We start from the raw sequence: 17,242 nt of genomic DNA, 5'->3' as shown, positions 1-17,242 counted from the left end.
CGGTGGGGCGCAGACCTATCATGGGGAATTGATTATCCGATGCGCCCTCGAGTCATCCTGCTTACTTACCTGTACCTGATGATCTCGATAACAATTAAGCCATCCTAGGCCGTCGAGGGTTCTGGCAATGGGCTTATACTCACAACCAACCCAGCCCTGATATGAATGTGTGCTGAGTAAATCTAGGATTCCTCGTGTCTTGAGACTCCCTACATCCGGCTCATTTCGACCTGGAAATCCAGCAATTTGAATATGATCAGTCTGGGCAAGGTAGCGCGTGGTGCAACAGACTGGATCGAGCTGCTCCATAGACGCGTGATAAATGTCAAGGACCAATCCTAGCCCGTCCAATCGTTCCGTCCATCGAATGGCGTCACTCAAAGAGCGAATAAAATAACTGGGTACCGAAATTTGATTGATCGCTTCGATAACCAGCTTAACCCTGTACTGTCCTGCCTCTTCAATAGCCCAGCTCATGTTCTCTTCAAATCCACTGCATCCCACCTCATAGCTAGCACTATCGACAACACCGCTCAATACGTGCAGAAGCGGACTGTTGCCCGCTACGGCATACTCCAGTCCCCGCAGGAAATCATCCCTAAACTCGCCTGTTCGACTGGCTACAGCAGCCAACCCTTTGCTGCCGGATCGCAATGGCGCGGTTGCTAAAACCTGCTGAAGGCCGGTGCGATGCAGATGTTTTGCGACGGCGACGGCTGATATGCCTTGCGGAAAGCTGAACTCAACGGCCCCAAAACCCGCGTCGCGCGCCGCATCAAATCGATCTTCGAAGGAGAATTCAGTGAAGAGCAACGATAAATTGGCAGCGAATCTAACCATTCAGCGCCTCGGACTATTCGAGTCGACTTTTTCTTGCTTGTTGATCAGCTCAATCAACGCGCCTATACCATCCAGCAGAAAAGTCTGGGCGGCTCCGTCCGCCAACCGTCCGTGTTCTATTTTGCTGTGTACGTCGCCAATGACGATCTGCGGATAAACCACCAAGGCAGCCTTGACGGCCCAGAGAGTTTCGTTGAGTTGTTGATGAGCTCGAACCCCTCCGGTAAACGCAGGCGAAGCCGTGAAACCCAGCACTGGGCGCCCAGTCAGGGCCGACTTACCATGGGGGCGGGACAACCAGTCCAGCGCATTTTTCAATACGCCAGACATTCCGTGGTTGTATTCCGGCGAGCCGATCAATACCCCATCGGCCGCCGCCACAGCTGCACGCAGGTCACTCACGGCCTGCGGGGCATGGACGCCGTCGTTATCTTCGTTGTACGGCGGGATTCTTTCCAATCCATGGAGCGTCAATCGAACCTGCCCGGACAATTGCTCAGCCACTGTATTGAGGATCGCAGTATGGGCCGAATGCTGACGCAGGCTGCCTGACAGGCCGAGGATATTTATCGTTGCCGTCATTTAAATGCTCACAATCTGCGGTTTTGGCTTGAGGAGGAAATGAGCGAGCGCCGGCACCAGTATCAATGCACCCACCATGTTCCAGATGAACATGAAGCCGAGCAGGATGCCCATATCTGCTTGGAACTTGATGGGAGACAATACCCAGGTCAGTACGGCAATACCCAAGGTAATCCCCGTCATCACCACCACTTTTCCCGTCGAGAGCAGGGCTAGGTAGTAAGCATCGGACAGGCTTGAGCCATTACGCAGGTTGGTCAGGGTTACGCTAAGGATGTACAGCGCGTAATCCACCCCGATGCCTACCCCCAGCGCAATCACGGGCAGCGTCGCGACCTTGACGCCGATGTTCAGCCCTACCATCAAGGCTTCGCACAAAATAGACGTCAGCATCAGCGGCAATACCGTGCATACGACAGCTCGCCAAGATCTGAAGGTGATAAAGCACAGAGCGATAACGGCTGCATATACCATGAAGAGCATCTGCACGTTCGAACGCTTCACCACGATATTGGTGGCCGCTTCGATCCCGGCATTGCCCGCCGCATTGAGGAACTGGATCTGGTCGCTGTTATGGGTCGCCGCGAACTGCTCGACGGTCTGCACCACACTGGTGAGCGTGTCGGCCTTGTGGTCCTTGAGGTAGACATACACCGTCAGCAGGTCGCAGTTCTGGTTGAACAGTTCTCGCGGTGCGCGGGTGATGATCGCGTTCAACAGCCCCTGATTACGGGGTATCTCATACCAGGTCATACTGCCTTCATTCATGCCCGCTGCGGCCTGCTTGCTCAGCGCCGCCAACGACGTGGTTGAAACAACCCCCGGCAACTGTTGAAGCTGCGCCTCCAGCGCATCGACCGACACCAATGTCTGATAGTTGGCGCAGAAGTACTGCGGTGTTTTCACCATCACCACGTACTTGTCACTGCTGGCGGAAAAGTTGCTGACCATGAAGCGGTTGTCGCTGTTGTAGCGCGACTCCGGACGCAGTTCCGGCGCCCCGGGATTCAAGTCACCGATCTTCACGTGCAGACTGACGGCAAAACCGGCCACCCCAAGGATCACGGCGATAAGGATGGCACCGCTCGCCCATTTACGCTCGGTGAATCGATCCAGAAATGCCCAGAATGGGTGCCGAGCGTGAAGCGCGTCCAGCTGTGAGAACTTGTCGTTAGCCGCTTCACGCTGAGCCGCCGCTTTGCTGACACCGGTGTACGACAACAGAATCGGCAACAGAATCAGGTTGGTGAAAATCAATGTCAGAACGCCGATTGTCGCGGCGACGGCGAGATCCTGAATCACCGGAATCTTGATGATCATCAACACCGCGAAACCCACGGCGTCGGCCACCAGCGCCATCAGCCCGGTCAAAAACAGCCGGCGAAAAGTGAAGCGTGCCGCCACCAGTTTGTCCGCACCGCGACCGATGTCCTGCATGATCCCGTTCATCTTCTGGGCGCCATGACTCAGCCCGATGGCGAACACTAGGAACGGGACGAGGATCGAATACGGGTCGAGATCAAACCCCAGGGTGGGCAGCAATCCCAGCAACCAGACCACGGCGATGATCGAGCACAGCAATACCAATAACGTGCTGCGCACGCAGCGGGTGTACCAGAACAGTACGATGCCGCAGATCACCAGCGTCGCGGCGAAGAACAACTGCATCTGCCGCATGCCGTCAATCAGATCGCCCACCACCTTGGCGAAACCGGTGATGTGGATTTTGATGTTGTCGGTTTCGTACTTCGCGCGAATCGTCTCCAGCTGGCTTGAGAGCGCGTTGTAGTCCAGCGGTTTGCCGTCGTCCGAGGTGATGTCCTGAAGCGGCAAAAGCACGATGCTGGACTTGAAGTTAGAGGCCACGAGCCGGCCGACTTCGCCCGACCGTTCGACGTTCTGTCGAACCTGCTCCAGGCTGCCGGCAGAGCCATCGTAGTTGTCCGGGATGACCGGGCCGCCGTCGAAACCCTCCTCCGTCACGCCGATCCAGCGGGTCGCCGGGGTCCACAGGGACTTCATGTACGACCGGTCGACACCAGGGAGCAAAAAGACCTCGTCGTTGATTTTCTTGACCGTCTCAAGATAGGCAGCATCAAAAATGCTGCCCTGCCTGGCCTCGATCGCAATCCGCAAGGTATTGCCGCCCTCCCCCAACTGGCCGCGATTCTTCAGGTAGTTCTGCACATAAGGGTGATCCGTCGGGATCATTTTTTCGAAGGCGGCATTGAGCTTCAAACTCAGCGCCTGGTAGCCGAACACCACGCTAAGCAAGACACAGATGCCCAAAATGACGCGGCGGTGATTGAACAAAAGCCGTTCAACCAGGGTGCCGGAAGAAGTATCGAAGGTGTCCGATTGAGGGACGGCGTGAGGCTCGGCAGTACGCGTAAAGCTGTTCATTGATCGTGCTCCGACGATTCCACGGCAACCACGGACGACAGCATGCCGCGTGCGCTGCTGATGATCAGGTCACCGTTCGCGGCTTGCGCCATGCCTGTGAAGTAACCGGGTTGAGTCACTTGAAGGAGAGAGGCTTTGGTATCGCCGTCCGCGAAACGCAGCACTCGGCCGGACTCATCGGTGAGCAGTACCGAGCCATCGTCAAGCCGCAGGCCGCTGGTCAAGGTGACGGGTTGCAAGGTGTCGAGACGCTGCCAGGTATCGCCGCGATCTTTGGACTCAAAGGCTTTGCCACGCAGCCCGAACGCCAGAATCGAACCACTGCTGGTCGCCTGGAGGCCGAAGGTCGTGCCCTCATAGGGTGATGTCAGCGACTCGAATGTCTGGCCCTCGTCAACTGAGCGCAACAACGTGCCCTGTTCGCCGGCTACGAAGAGGTCCGCCCCTACACGCTCGATGCTGTAGAGGTGCAATCCGTTCGGGTTATCGAGACGGGAGCGGATCGATTGCCAGCTGAGCCCGCCATCACGGGTGACAAACGCCAGACCGTAAGCGCCTACCACCAGCCCGTTTTTGGCGTCGAGGAAGAGCAGATCGAGCAGGGGTTTGTCGGGGCCATCGTCCACCAGTTGCTGTGCTTGAGCGATTTTTTCCGCATCGTCGAAGCGTTTCGCTTCCTGCAGTTCGATCTCGGCTGCCTGGACGCCATCGAGCTGCTTGCGCCAGCTCAGTCCACCATCCTGGCTGTGCAAGACAACCCCGGCGTGCCCGACCACCCAGCCTTCGCGGTCATCAATGAAGCGAACCTTGACCAGCGTGATGCTGACTGGGGAACTGACTTGCTTCCAGGTACGGCCATTGTCTTCAGAAACAATGATGAAACCTCGCTCGCCAACGGCCACAAGGCGTTGCCCTGCCCTCGCAACACTCAGCATGACCGATTGGGCCGCCATGGCGCTGGTGATCGATGGCTGCACCGGCAGTCCTTCGGTTTGTGCCGCCGCAGCCGTGCCGGTGAGCGCCGTGATGATCGACACGCTCAGCACGAACGCCTTGAACGGATGCAGATGTAAAAGCCTGGGAGTTTGAATACGCATTTTCGAGCCTCGATGATGCGGTTCGGTGGACGCCGCGTCAGTGGCACGGCGTCCCTGGAACACAAGTGTGCACACGCTGTTGCGAGGCTCAGCGCACCGACCCGGACGCTACCGAGTTACCGGTAAAAAAGTTCTCAGGTTTGCGCGGGATAACGCTGTAGGTTTCGCCGTTCAGGCTTTGCACGACGCTGTACGTCTTGGCTTGCAGGTTGTAGATCACCACCGGTTTCACCACCACCGCCGGAATGGAGGGAACAACGAATGGCAGCACTTGGGACACACGCCACAGCTTGCCCTCGGCGTCGTAGCCATCGACCAGCGAAACTGTCCAGCTGTCTTCATCGATAAAGAATTTGCGCTTGGGCACCGCGTGGCGTTTGCCGGCGGCAACGGTGGCTTCCAGTTCCCAGACGCGATGCAGTTCCCAGCGCACTTTGTCCGAGTTGAGGTGGTTAGCGACAAAGGCGTCGTCGCGTTTTTCGGCATTGAATTTGTTGTCGTTGTACGGGATGTACAGTTCTTTCTTGCCGACCAGTTTCCAGTCGTAACGATCCGGATGGCCAATGAAACCATGCACCTCATCGAAGTAATTGGCGCCCGAAGCAACGAAGTCCGGTGTGTCGTAACCCACGGTTGGAGCGCGACGCACACGGCGCTGGCCGACCAGGTACTGCCAGGCTTCCCGTGGTTCTTGTGCGTTGATGCTGTCGTGCGTCACCAGCGACTCGCCGGCCTTGAACGGTGGCTCGTTGGTCAAGAAGCGCAGCAGAGCATATTGACCCGACCACTTATCGGCAGCGCCGTCCTTGTAGTAATACGGGTATTGCCAATTCTCGACGCCCCGACTGGCCAGGGTCCGGGTGCCGTCAGCATTGCCGATGACGTTGGCATAGCCCATCTGAATGGACTCGGCTTCGACCCGCAGCAGGAAATTCCAGATGACCTCGTTCCCGGTTTTCGGGATGGGGAACGGGATACCGCCAAAGCAACCTTCCACCGACAACCCGTTGCTGGTGGTCTTGCACTTGGTCGCATTGGCGAAGGTGTTTTGATAAACGCTGTCAGGCGCCGCCGCCGTGCGGTGAGTCGGGTAGACATCCAGATGGAACGTGTCCGGGTATTTGGCCAGGAGTGCTTTGGTGCCTTCGCTCAACTTGTCCGCATATTGCGCAGCGTTTTTGGCGGTAATCTGCAGCAGCGGTTTCTCGCCCGGAAACGGATCTGCCGGCACATCGCCGAACTTGGCACCCGCGACGTCCTTGGTCAGCCCTCCGGTCCACGCGGGAATCGAGCCATCGGCATTACCGGCCTTTTCGGCGCCCAGGGGCGTCAGCGTGGTCTTGAGCTTCGCCGCCTCGTCAGGACTCACCGCCGCAAATGCGGAGCCGGCGCAGATGGAAATCGACAGAGTGGAAAGCAGCAGTTTAATTTTTGTCATTATCAGGGCCCGCCTGTTCATTGCTTAAAAGGTTCGCTGGATCGAGAACGCCACGAAATCCCGGTCTTTCATGTTTTGCTGATAGGTGAATGAGTTGGCGGAGTTGATGACCGGCCCGGCCTCACCGAAGAAGTTGGTGTAGCTCAACGAGGCGTACCACTGCTTCTTGTAATCGGCCTTGAGTCCCAACGTCAGGTCACCGCCATGTTCCGGGCCAAATGCCTGGGGCGTGACCGAAGAACGTCCGGAAGGGTTGTAGCCAATAGTGATCGGGGCCTGGACATCGATCCCGGGAAACACCTGGAAGTACTGCGGTTCAAACGTGAAGCGCAGCGCGAAGGCATCGCGGGTGGTGTTGGGATCCAGTTGGTCGGCATTTTTTGTCACGCTCAGGCGGCGGTTGAACGCCAGTTCACCGACGAAAGAGGCGCCATCCCACAGCGCCGATCCGCCATAGACGTTGACCATCGAGACCTGGGCATGCCACGACCGGCCAATCGGGTAAGCGGGGTTCGAATCGTTGTCGGAATCCATGCCGGTAATGATCGTACCGCCGACGCCCGCCAGCGGCGTATCAAGCCGGATCGAGGTTTCACCGGCGATGTTCGCTTCGCCGACCAGGGTGCTGAAACTTGCACCGAAGACCTTGATGTCTTCGGGATACACGTTGATGAACGTGTCATCCGCACCCGGCACCAACGCGGCCGGACGGAAGTAAAACACCGGGGTCTTTTCGTGGTACTTGGCGGCGTACAGGCCGAACTCCCAGTCCTCGACGGCGAACTTGAGTTGTGCACCGAACTGCCCTGAGTTCCTCGCATCCTTGTCCTTGCCGTGGAGCAGATCGCCAGTCGGGAAGAACACCCGTTCCCCGCCTTCACCGACAAAATCCGCACCGCTGAAGTAGCTGCCCGCTGCGGGCAGACGGGTCTTGTTCCACTCGAACTGGTAGTAGGCGCCGACACTGACCTTATCATTCAACTGCCAGTTGCCGGACACCTGTTTGGTCGGCATCAGAATCTCTTTGAACTGAGACCCGGGCACCGATTGCAGCTTCACCAGATCAACCGTGGATTGCGCATTGGCGATGCCGTTGGCGCCGAAGAAAAGGCTTTCACCGTAGATCTGCGTGAACTGCCCCAGGCGCCCGGACAACGAGGTGGTGCCGATTTCCTTTGAGCCGTAGACAAAGGCATCGAGGATCTCAGTGTGCTGTCCGTGGATGCGCCGGGTGTCGCTGGTGAACTCATCGTGACCGACGCTCACGGAGTTGGCGGTGCCGGGTGAGTCGTTATCGTTGTCGTGACTGTAGACATTGTCGTACCAGGACGCCGCGCTGAGACGGGCACCGACATCTTTGTACTTGATGTCGAATTCGGACAGCAGATCCAGGCGGTTGGAAATGAGCCCGCGATCGAAATTGCGGTCGCCATCATCCAGGTTAGGGTTGCTGTTGGCCGTGCCCGGACCAACCGCGACCTTGTGATCGAGTTTATTCACGCGCCAGGCGTTGCTGTACTTGATCGTATTGTCCCAGCTCGCCGAAAGATCGGGATTGCCGGTGTCGATCTGGAAGGCGTGCGATGGCGTCGAGAGGCTTAGCAGGACCGTTGCGCTAACCGCGCAAGCGAGGCTGGAAACCGGCAACGGGCAGAGCCGCTGGTTGGCTGTTTTCATGGAGATGTTCCTGTTTTTTTGTTTTTGTAAAAGGTCATCCACTCGCAACATCGGCTGCGAATACCACTGGGTGTTGCGTACCGCTGTGAGCTCCTTCGTTGCCTGTTTTTACGCCCAGCAACATTGTGCGTAAAAAATATTTTGCTGCACTTAAAATAATTTTATGCACAAAAAATATTCCTACGCAAATTCAATGTCAAGCAGATTCGGGATCGCAGGTTCATGGGTGTGGCAAGATGGGAAGCAGGAGGAGGAAGAGATGCAGACTCAGGGCCGGACTAGAGCGCTGCAAAGACTGTTCTGAAATTTTCTCCTTGCGACGAGGAAAATTTTATGGGCAAGAGGCGGAATTCATCCTTTGCACTAAACTGTTTTTTGCGCATAAAATCCGTTTAGTGCAAATTTCAGGATGACCACGACCATGATCCCCTCTCCCAACAGTCCGCTGATCGATGTCGCGCTGACGAAGATGAAAAAAGCGATTGTTTGCTGTGAGCTGGCCCCCGGCGAAAAACTCAAAGTCGCAGAGCTGTCCAAAACCTACGGACTCAGCAGCTCCCCTATTCGTGAAGCGCTCAATCGACTGACCCAGGATGGCGTTGTCGAAGCCAGCGATAACAAGGGGTTCAGGGTTGCGCCTATTTCCACGACGGACTTCCGGGACATCACGCGAATGCGTTGTCTGCTGGAATGCGAAGCGCTGGCAGATGCCATTCAGTATGGCGATGACACGTGGGAAGCCGACGTACTGGGTGCGTTTCACCGCTTGAATTTGATCGAGAAAAAACTCGGAAGCGGCGAGCTCGTGCTCGATGATGAGTGGTCCACCCGGCACAAGGCATTCCACTTTGCGCTGTTCGCCGCCTGCCCTTCACCGTTGATGTTGAAGATGATCGACTCCCTGTTTGACCGGGCCGAGCGCTACCGACGTTTTTCAGCCAAGCAGCGAATCACCCCAAGACACAAGGGCAATGAGCATCAGCAACTGATGGAGACTGCTTTGGCGCGTGACCCCGAAAAAGCAGTGACGCTGTTGCGCAATCACATTCAGGAGACCCTGGGCCGAACCGTCGAAGCGATCGAACGCCAACAAGCCACGCTTCAATAGATCAATCAGAACTGAATTCAGCGCAAATACCTGTGGGATATAGGGTGCCAAGTAATGTCCAGAAAAAAGCCCTTCGCCTCGTCACTGCTTTCGTGGACAGTGCGAAGCGAAGGGCTTTTCCTTTTACTGGCTTAGCGCCTGTGCAAACCTGAGCGTCGTATCGCACGTACCGCCATGACCCTGTGCAGCCTGCTCCGGCTCCTTGCACCACAGCGCAAGCTCCATGCCCTCAAGCAACTCCATCGCCCAGGCCACCGTGACCGCCCCGCCATACACGTAGTGATCTGGCCGTACGATGACGACATTGCAGCCTCGACGCTCAAGCCATTGCGCCAGTACGCCATCAACCTCCTGATAATCATCGGCAGTGCGCGTCCCTGGCTGTTGAGCGCTGACCAACCGCACGACATGGATGGGCAAACCTTTTAGCGATTGACTGCTGTGCAGACATCTCAACAAAGCGCTGGCGTCGAATCCGGGCGCAATGACCACGCGAAAGGACTGGCCGGTAAACTCATCGAGCAGCGCCTGCTTGCCGGCATGGTTGATGACCATCGGTTGAGGAAACAGCTCACCGGCCGGCGCGACTTGCGCGACAAAGCCTTGAGACAAACCGGGAATCAGTGATTGCCTGATGATCCCGTCAGGGTTCTCCGTCATTTGCTGGATCAAACGCGCATCCCGAATCGCGGCTTTCTCGCTATCGCGCTCGCAGATCACTCCGCCAAATTCCTTGGCCGCCATCGTGGTTTGGCGGACATGGGGAATTCGCTCGGTCTGATAGGTGTTCAGAAACGCAGGAGCTGCCAGCCCTCCTTTTACCAGCGCAAGCTTCCAGACCAGATTCAGCGCATCGCGGATCCCCTGGCACATGCCTTGTGCCAGGAACGGCGGCGTCATATGGGCCGCGTCCCCGAGGAAGAACACTCGGTCGGCTTTCCACTGCTCCAGAATCAGCGCGTGGAATCTATACGCAGAGGCCCGCCATAGTTGGTAGTCACCCTCCGGCAACCAACGAGCGATCAGCTTCTTGATCGCTTCAGGCTGCGAGATTTCCGAAGGCTGCTCATCAGGATTGATCATGAATTCCCAACGACGATGCCGACCAGGGCCGACGACAAATGTGCACGGTCTGGCCAGCTCGCAAAACTGCACGTTGGTCTTCGGCAGATGCTCGCCCGCCCCGTCGTTGAGGATCACGTCGACCACCAGCCACGGCTCGTCGAACGCGAGATCCTCCATTTTCAGCCCCAGACGGGTACGGATCGGGCTGGTTCCACCATCGCATGCCAGCACATACTCCGCCGTGACCGTACGCTCAATCCCGTCTTTGGCCTGAATGCGCACGTGCGCTTGCGAGCCTGTGGAATCGACAGATAGAACCTCTGAACCGAGTTCCACGGTGACGGACTTCAAATCGGCAATTTTACCGCGCAGTGCACGCTCGACCGGTGGTTGCGAGAATACATAGTTAGGCGCCCACCCCAGCGCAAAGGGCGGCTTGGCGGCATCGATGCGCTTGATCAGCCGGGATCCGGTAGTTCGGTACTCCGAGGGACGATAAGGCATGACATGCTCGGCGATCTCATTGGCCAAGCCAATATTGCCGAAGACACGCATCACTTCATGGTCAAAGCCCATGGCCCGGGGGTTGGTGTACACCGTTTCGGTCTTGTCCACGACGAGCGCATCCAGCCCCCACATGCCGGCCAGATTTGCGCACAGAGCACCCACCGGCCCCATTCCAACAATGATGACATCGTAGTCCATCGTCTACTCCGCTTTTTGTTTTTATCCCGTGTGACTTCTGGTTGATGAGCGGGCTTGCACACACCCATCAACCAGGCCTCAAGAACCATCAGCCGATTCGAACCCGCTGCTCTGCGATCTTCGCCCGAATGGAATCCATCCATTGCTCTCGCGTCTGGAAACCGGGGCGGCGCTTACACATGGCTTCGGTCTGGGCCAGGATGACCTCGCTCGGCAGTTCGAGATCGAGTGGCTCCTTGCAAGGTTGAGCGGTGTAGAAAGGCGCATCGACATACATTTCGATGGGGTTGCCTTCAGGGTCTTTGAAGTAGATCGACCAGGCGTTCCCGTGATCCACCTGGAGAATCCCTTCGATGCCGCTTTTTTTGGCGAATTGGTAGTAAGTCTTCAAGTCGTCCAGGGAATTGAGCAGAAACGACAATTGATTGATCGGGTTGAATGGCAGGTCAACAGGTTTGCCGTCAAAGAGTACGACCTGGTGATGCAGTTCCGGGTTTTGCGTCATGAAGAACAGCCGATGCCCCGTTGAGGCGACACCTTTGTCACTGACGATGAAGCCCAAGGTGCGGCAGTAAAAATCGACCATACGATCGAGGTCTGCGCAAAACACGCCGGTGTGGGTGAAATTGATGGTTGGTAAGGCGGGCATTTGGAACCTCCGGTTTTTATGATTGTGTAGAGGACAACGCTTAGGCTTCGTCAATAACGCCGTTGGATAGTGTCCCGATCTCGGTGATGACCACTTCGAATACATCACCGGGTTTCAGGAAAATCGGTGGATTTCTCTTGAAGCCAATCCCGCTCGGCGTACCGGTTGCCAGAATGTCGCCCGGGTTCCATGGAAGAGCCTTCGACACATACGAAATCAAATGCGGAATGTCGAATGCCAATTCTGAAAGGCTGCCTTCCTGCAATTGCTCGCCATTGAGTACACCCCGTACCACTAGCTTACGGTAATCGGGAATTTCCGACGCCGGAATGACCCATGGGCCCAACGCGCCGGTTTTTCTGAAGGTCTTGCCCATGCCGTACTGGTGCGTATGGAACTGCCAATCGCGAACGCTAGCATCGTTGAAGCAGGTGTAACCCGCGACGTGATCCATTGCATCGGCGGGATCGATGTGCGCACCACCCTTCCCGATCACCACGGCCAGTTCAGCTTCAAAATCAAATTGCTCTGACACCTGAGGCCTGACCAGCGGCTCGCCGTGGGGAAGCAGGGTTTCGGCAAAACGCTGGAAAATCACCGGGAACTCCCCAACCTTTCGGCCCGCCTCTTCGGCGTGAGCCACATAGTTGATCCCCACACAAATCACCTTGCCGGGATTGGGTATGACCGACTCCAGTTGAATGCTGGAAAACGGGTAGTCGGGCTGGACGGCCTCTACGATTTTGCGTGCCTCCTGCACCAACAGCGGATTGGCCAGAAAGGATGCGAGGTCCGGAACCTGCGCAAAACGACGGGTCAGCTCGACCACCCCGTCACCCGACACGGCGCCGAAATGGGCCTTTCCTTCTTTACGGTACGAAATCAGCTTCATGTTCTTCTCCTATTTTTTATGCACAAAAACTAATTTCTTGCACCATACATCATTAAATGCATAATGCAAAAGGCCGGTTTAAAAAAATAACGAGCTACGTAAAGCTCACGGTTCTGGAGGTTAGGCATGTCGCTTGTGATGGTTCGTAAGGTAAAACTGGACATCGAAGAAGTGTTCCACGAAGGCGGGCATCGCTCGTCGGTCCCACTGAGGATTGCGGTCGCCACCGCCGTGGTCGCCAACCCTTACGCGGGTCAATATGTAGAAGACCTGCTGCCGTTCATGCAGGAATTGAGAGGGCTGGGTGCAGAGCTGTCCCAGCGGCTGATCCTCGCGCTGGGCGGTGCCCAACACGTGCAGGCCTATGGCAAAGGTGCAATCGTCGGTGAAGACGGCGAGTTGGAACACGGTGCGGTCTGGCACGAAGCCGGTGGCTGGGCAATGCGTGAAGCGCTCGGCAATCCGAAGGCGATCGTGCCGGCGGCGAAGACCATCGGCGGCCCTGGTTGCCGGGTGATGATCCCGCTCGGGCACATCCAGGCGGCCTATGTTCGCAGCCACTTCGGCGTGGCTGAAATGAGCGTATGGGACGGCCCTCGTCGCGGCGAAATCGCTTTTGGCCTGGCCATGGCCACGGGCGGACGGATTCATGCGCGACTCGGTGGTCTGGCTGCCAGCGAGGTGAAGGGCGAAGACGGGCTGCGTTAGGGGCGACGATTTGAAGCGTGCTGCAGGGTTACATACCACTACAAAAACAATATGTGTGTTGGAGAACATCATGACTGCAAAAACTATGCGCGCCGCACGTCTGTATGAAGGCGGTAAACCCATGGTCATCGAGCAAATGCCCGTCCCCGAGATTCGCCCGACCGAGGTGCTGGTCAAGGTCAAGGCGTGCGGGATCGTCCCGAACCTTCACAACATTCTGACCAACTGGGTCAAATGGTTCCCCCAGAACCCATTACCGAAACTGCCGGCGACTTTCGGCCTCGACCCCACGGGGGTCATCGAGGCTATAGGCGAACAGGTCTACGACTTCAAGGTCGGTGACCGGGTCTATGTCAATCCGGGCCGCCACTGTGGTTCCTGCCGGGCTTGTCGAGCGGGCAATACCATCGCTTGCACCGCCTACACCTTCAATGGCTATTTCGGTTTCACGTCAAAAAGCCCGCGCATGTTCGAAGACTATCCCTACGGTGGCCTTTGCGAGTACATCCCTGCTCCACAATACAGTCTGGTGAAACTGCCCGAGAACCTCAGTTTCGAGACGGCCGCGCGACTGGGCTACCTGGGTACCGCCTACAAGGCAATGCTCAAGGCCAATGTCGGGCCCGGCACCACCCTGCTGATCAATGGCATCAGTGGCACGCTCGGCTTGGGTGCCGTCGCGCTGGCGCTGGCCATGGGCGCTCGCAAGATCCTCGGCACGGCTCGTAACCAGGAGCTCTTCCAGCGGGTGAAAGACCTCGCCGCACCAGGCCGGATTGAAATTCACACGTTGGGCACGATACCCACCAATGAATGGGTCAGTGAAGTCACCCACGGTGAAGGCGTCGATGTGGTTATCGATGCCCTGGGCCCAGGGGCACCACACGAGACCCTGACCCAAGCCCTCAAGTCCATTCACCGCGGCGGGCATCTGGTCAATATCGGTGCTATCGCAGGTGAGGTCCCCATCGATCTGCACTGGATCATGGACAACGACATCCAGATCAGTGGCTCGGCCTGGTTCACTACAGGACAAGGACAAGCCATGGCGGACATGGTGGAATCCGGGACACTGGATCTTTCATTCTTCGAAAACACCGCCTTTAGCCTGGAAGACGTCAACGGCGCAATAACCGGCATTGAAAATCGTCATGGTGGCTTCAGTAACTACGTCATCTGCCCCTGACATCAACCAGACAGGTTCAACACAACGGCGGGCACGCTAAGGCCCGCCACTGATTCAGGGAATGCTATGAAAATTAGAAGAGTCGTCACCGGCCTGGATGCCTCAGGCCAATCCGTATTCATCAGCGATGACGCGGCCCCGCGGTCTTGCGCCTTTGAGTCCATTCCCGGCCATGCCATGGCGCACCTGTGGTCCACCGGCTCAACGGCCGGCGCGCAGCAGGACCCCACCCTGGGGCACCCTTCCCTGATACCCCAGCCGGGCGAAACCAGTCTGGCAATCTATGATTTTCCGCCGGACATGGTGATGCAGAACCCGACGGATGTCGGACGGATGATCGAGGAACTGGGCAGCGCCCTGCCCGGCTTGTTCGAATGTTTCGAACCAGATCATCCGGGCATGCATACGACGCCTACCATCGACTACGGCATCCTGCTTCAGGGCGAGCTCTGGTTGGAGCTGGACAATGGCGAACAGAAACTGATCCGGCCCGGTGAGGTTGTCATCCAGCGTGGAACCCGTCACGCCTGGCGTAACAAAAGTGATCAAGTCGCCCGAGCACTGTTTGTGATGATCGGTGCGAAACGCGACTAACCAAAATTTTCCCGAACGCTGAATCTAGGATATCTACATGACCCTGCGTCACATTGCAGTGATCGGCGCAGGCACGATGGGCAGTGGAATCGCCCAGACGTGCGCGGCAGCCGGCCACGACCTATTGCTCATCGATATCAGCGAACAGGCACTCGAGCGAGGCCTGCACGTAGTGGAGAAGAATCTGGACCGACAAGTGAGCAAAGGTACTCTCACCTGCGAGCAAGCCACCGACACGCTGCAACGTATCCACACCTCGACTCATTACATCGATTTGAACGACATGGATATGGTGATTGAAGCAGCAACGGAAAACCTTGCCCTCAAGCGCTCGATCCTACAACAGATCGCTGCCCATGTTTGTCCGGACTGCCTGATCGCCAGCAACACCTCATCGCTGTCGATCACAGAACTGGCAACCAGCATCAGCCATCCGGAACGTTTCATGGGTATTCATTTCTTCAACCCAGTGCCCGTTATGGACTTGGTGGAGTTAATCCGTGGCTTGCAGACCAGCGACGCGACCTGTTCCATCGCCCAGGCATTGGTCGAACAGCTGGGCAAAACCGCGATCCACACTCAAAATCGCCCTGGGTTCATAGTCAACAGAATCCTCATTCCGATGATCAACGAAGCCATTTTCGTCCTTCAGGAAAATGGCGACGCTCAAGCAATCGATGCCAGCATGCGCCTGGGGTGCAATCAGCCGATCGGACCTTTGGCATTGGCCGACCTTATTGGATTGGATACCGTGCTGGCCATTCTGGAAAGCTTGCAAACCGGTTTTGGTGACCCGAAATACCGTGCTGCACCTTTACTTAGGGAGTTTGTCAGCGCGGGCTTCTTGGGCAAAAAATCGGGACGAGGCTTTCATGTCTACAGCTGAAGCTCATAGGGGGTACGACACTATACGTGCTCAAGCTTTAGAGCTTTTTGTCAACAAAGGATTCGGTCAAGTTAGCATGCGGGAATTGGCTCGCCATGTAGGCCTTGCTCCCGGCTCACTGTACAACCACTTCCCAAGCAAGCAAGCATTGCTATTCGATCTAATAGAGGAAATTTATGAAGAGCTCTATCTACTTGTTCAACCTGCGAGGCAAGGAGCTACTCAAGTTCGTTCTCTGTCGAGTCTTATCGTTGCACATCTGCGCTTGCACCGTCGGCGCCCGCAGTTCTTTCGACTGGCGCTACATGGCTTCGTCTATCTAGATGACGCTCAGCAGCAACGGATCGTCCACAAGCGTAAGCTATATGAAAGCGCATTTATTGCCGCAGTATTCAACGGTACTTTCCTTGCCAAAGATACGGGCTCGATGGCTGTGCATGTGATTATAAAATTTCTCAATTGCCTACCGGACTGGCTTGATGATCGCCAGTTAGGTGACGAGGCGTGTATACTTCTTGTTGAGCAACTTGTCACGGGAGCACTCCGCGAATGCTCAAGGCAGCCATCCGAATAATTCCTGCTGTTGCTCGTTGAATTAAATACCGCTTAACATGGAAGGCCACTCACTCAAACACGCTTATTGCTCGTTTATTGTCCACTCTGGGTGAGTTATGTGAAACAGCGTACGTATTTTCGCAATTCGAGGTAATACCGGCGCGCGCATGAGAAAAACAACCGCTAATCTCTGCAGAGAAGCGCCAATATACGCACATCAACTGCCCAACGGTTATTTAAATCCTGTTTTTTAACGCATCAAGATATATGACTAACAAAAACGCACTGACTCACTCACGTCAGCACCCTACGTAAATCCGCGTCATTCAGGATTTAATGAGACCAACGTCTAGCCGATTATCGTTCGGCTCCTTCAACGCAAATCGCCAAAAACCAGCTGATAAAATTTAGCTTTCAGCGCCCATCTAAAAGTACGATCGGCAAGGGGGGTGCTTGAGGTGAAGAGCGCTGCCTTAGGTGCTCTATAGCTCGCTGGGGAGCAGCCATCAGTATCGCCGACGCCGTTTGCCTTGCTCGTCCCCCGATGAGACTGATGAACTGATCCGTCGGCAAGGCGATCTCATACTCCTCCACCCCAAAAAAATCACAAATGCGTTTCAGGTTGAATGCAGCCGGGAAGCTGTGCCGACTCAAATATTTGTTGAATTGACCACGATTGATATTTAGCTTCCGACAGACCTCCGCAATAGAACGGTAGTAGCGGCAAAGCTGTTGTAAATTGGCAGGAAAAAATTCACGCACTTCAATCACTACTTATTCGCGAAGACACTGGAAGACGTCAAAGTAGCAGCAACTCGCACCACTTTCGAACAATGAGAGCAATTGCACCAAATCAG

At 56.2% G+C, this 17,242-nt stretch carries 15 protein-coding genes and 1 pseudogene; 6 read left to right on the top strand and 10 right to left on the bottom strand.

What is annotated here, in order from left to right; all coding sequences use genetic code 11:
- Nucleotides 1-18: 18 nt before the first annotated feature.
- The 6 genes from EPZ47_RS10870 to EPZ47_RS10845 form a co-directional block, all read right to left on the bottom strand.
- On the bottom strand, nucleotides 19-840 hold the full coding sequence (locus EPZ47_RS10870) for a hydroxypyruvate isomerase family protein (protein ID WP_135844761.1): 822 nt from the start codon (nucleotides 838-840) through the stop codon (nucleotides 19-21).
- Entirely contained in the window at nucleotides 841-1,422 is a 582-nt protein-coding gene (locus EPZ47_RS10865; RefSeq protein ID WP_135844760.1) for an NADPH-dependent FMN reductase, read from the bottom strand. It lies immediately after the preceding gene.
- Nucleotides 1,423-3,825, bottom strand: coding sequence for an efflux RND transporter permease subunit (locus EPZ47_RS10860; protein WP_135844759.1), 2,403 nt, complete (start codon nucleotides 3,823-3,825; stop codon nucleotides 1,423-1,425).
- A complete protein-coding gene (locus EPZ47_RS10855) occupies nucleotides 3,822-4,922 on the bottom strand; it encodes a WD40/YVTN/BNR-like repeat-containing protein (protein ID WP_135844758.1) in 1,101 nt (366 codons plus the stop codon). Before EPZ47_RS10855 ends, EPZ47_RS10860 begins: the two co-directional genes overlap by 4 nt.
- Before the next feature lie 88 nt (nucleotides 4,923-5,010).
- On the bottom strand, nucleotides 5,011-6,360 hold the full coding sequence (locus EPZ47_RS10850; protein ID WP_135844757.1) for a DUF1329 domain-containing protein: 1,350 nt from the start codon (nucleotides 6,358-6,360) through the stop codon (nucleotides 5,011-5,013).
- A gap of 24 nt (nucleotides 6,361-6,384) precedes the next feature.
- Nucleotides 6,385-8,037: a DUF1302 domain-containing protein gene (locus tag EPZ47_RS10845; protein WP_135844756.1), complete on the bottom strand. Its 1,653-nt coding sequence runs from the start codon at nucleotides 8,035-8,037 to the stop codon at nucleotides 6,385-6,387.
- 421 nt (nucleotides 8,038-8,458) lie between these two features.
- On the opposite strand from EPZ47_RS10845, the gene EPZ47_RS10840 reads away from it, so the two are divergent.
- Nucleotides 8,459-9,145: a GntR family transcriptional regulator gene (locus tag EPZ47_RS10840; protein ID WP_135844755.1), complete on the top strand. Its 687-nt coding sequence runs from the start codon at nucleotides 8,459-8,461 to the stop codon at nucleotides 9,143-9,145.
- Nucleotides 9,146-9,268: 123 nt separating this feature from the next.
- On the opposite strand, the gene EPZ47_RS10835 is transcribed toward EPZ47_RS10840, so the two are convergent.
- From EPZ47_RS10835 to EPZ47_RS10825, 3 genes are all read right to left on the bottom strand, one after another.
- Nucleotides 9,269-10,915 (bottom strand): bifunctional 3-(3-hydroxy-phenyl)propionate/3-hydroxycinnamic acid hydroxylase, encoded by a 1,647-nt coding sequence (locus EPZ47_RS10835; protein ID WP_135844754.1) that lies wholly within the window; start codon nucleotides 10,913-10,915, stop codon nucleotides 9,269-9,271.
- Between the two features lie 88 nt (nucleotides 10,916-11,003).
- Nucleotides 11,004-11,564 carry a VOC family protein gene (locus EPZ47_RS10830; protein WP_135844753.1) on the bottom strand — a complete coding sequence of 187 codons (561 nt, stop codon included), beginning with the start codon at nucleotides 11,562-11,564 and terminating at the stop codon, nucleotides 11,004-11,006.
- Nucleotides 11,565-11,604: 40 nt separating this feature from the next.
- Nucleotides 11,605-12,456 carry a fumarylacetoacetate hydrolase family protein gene (locus tag EPZ47_RS10825; RefSeq protein WP_135844752.1) on the bottom strand — a complete coding sequence of 284 codons (852 nt, stop codon included), beginning with the start codon at nucleotides 12,454-12,456 and terminating at the stop codon, nucleotides 11,605-11,607.
- 126 nt (nucleotides 12,457-12,582) lie between these two features.
- On the opposite strand from EPZ47_RS10825, the gene EPZ47_RS10820 reads away from it, so the two are divergent.
- From EPZ47_RS10820 to EPZ47_RS10800, 5 genes are all read left to right on the top strand, one after another.
- Nucleotides 12,583-13,164, top strand: a complete 582-nt coding sequence (locus EPZ47_RS10820; protein ID WP_135844751.1) for an amino acid synthesis family protein — start codon at nucleotides 12,583-12,585, stop codon at nucleotides 13,162-13,164.
- 70 nt (nucleotides 13,165-13,234) lie between these two features.
- Nucleotides 13,235-14,350, top strand: a complete 1,116-nt coding sequence (locus EPZ47_RS10815; protein WP_135844750.1) for an alcohol dehydrogenase catalytic domain-containing protein — start codon at nucleotides 13,235-13,237, stop codon at nucleotides 14,348-14,350.
- A 66-nt stretch (nucleotides 14,351-14,416) separates the two neighbouring features.
- The gene (locus EPZ47_RS10810) at nucleotides 14,417-14,944 is read left to right on the top strand and encodes a cupin domain-containing protein (protein ID WP_135844749.1); all 528 of its coding nucleotides are present in this window, start codon (nucleotides 14,417-14,419) and stop codon (nucleotides 14,942-14,944) included.
- A 37-nt stretch (nucleotides 14,945-14,981) separates the two neighbouring features.
- Entirely contained in the window at nucleotides 14,982-15,830 is an 849-nt protein-coding gene (locus tag EPZ47_RS10805) for a 3-hydroxybutyryl-CoA dehydrogenase (protein WP_135844748.1), read from the top strand.
- On the top strand, nucleotides 15,817-16,404 hold the full coding sequence (locus EPZ47_RS10800) for a TetR/AcrR family transcriptional regulator (protein WP_135844747.1): 588 nt from the start codon (nucleotides 15,817-15,819) through the stop codon (nucleotides 16,402-16,404). Before EPZ47_RS10805 ends, EPZ47_RS10800 begins: the two co-directional genes overlap by 14 nt.
- Nucleotides 16,405-16,898: 494 nt before the next feature.
- On the opposite strand, the pseudogene EPZ47_RS10795 reads toward EPZ47_RS10800, so the two are convergent.
- Nucleotides 16,899-17,147, bottom strand: a pseudogene (locus EPZ47_RS10795) (helix-turn-helix domain-containing protein); the annotation flags it as partial.
- Nucleotides 17,148-17,242: the final 95 nt, after the last annotated feature.

This window comes from Pseudomonas viciae (assembly GCF_004786035.1).
GTDB lineage: Bacteria > Pseudomonadota > Gammaproteobacteria > Pseudomonadales > Pseudomonadaceae > Aquipseudomonas > Aquipseudomonas viciae.
Note: the sequence above shows the minus strand (reverse complement) of the source record. Positions and strands in the feature narration are given on the sequence as shown.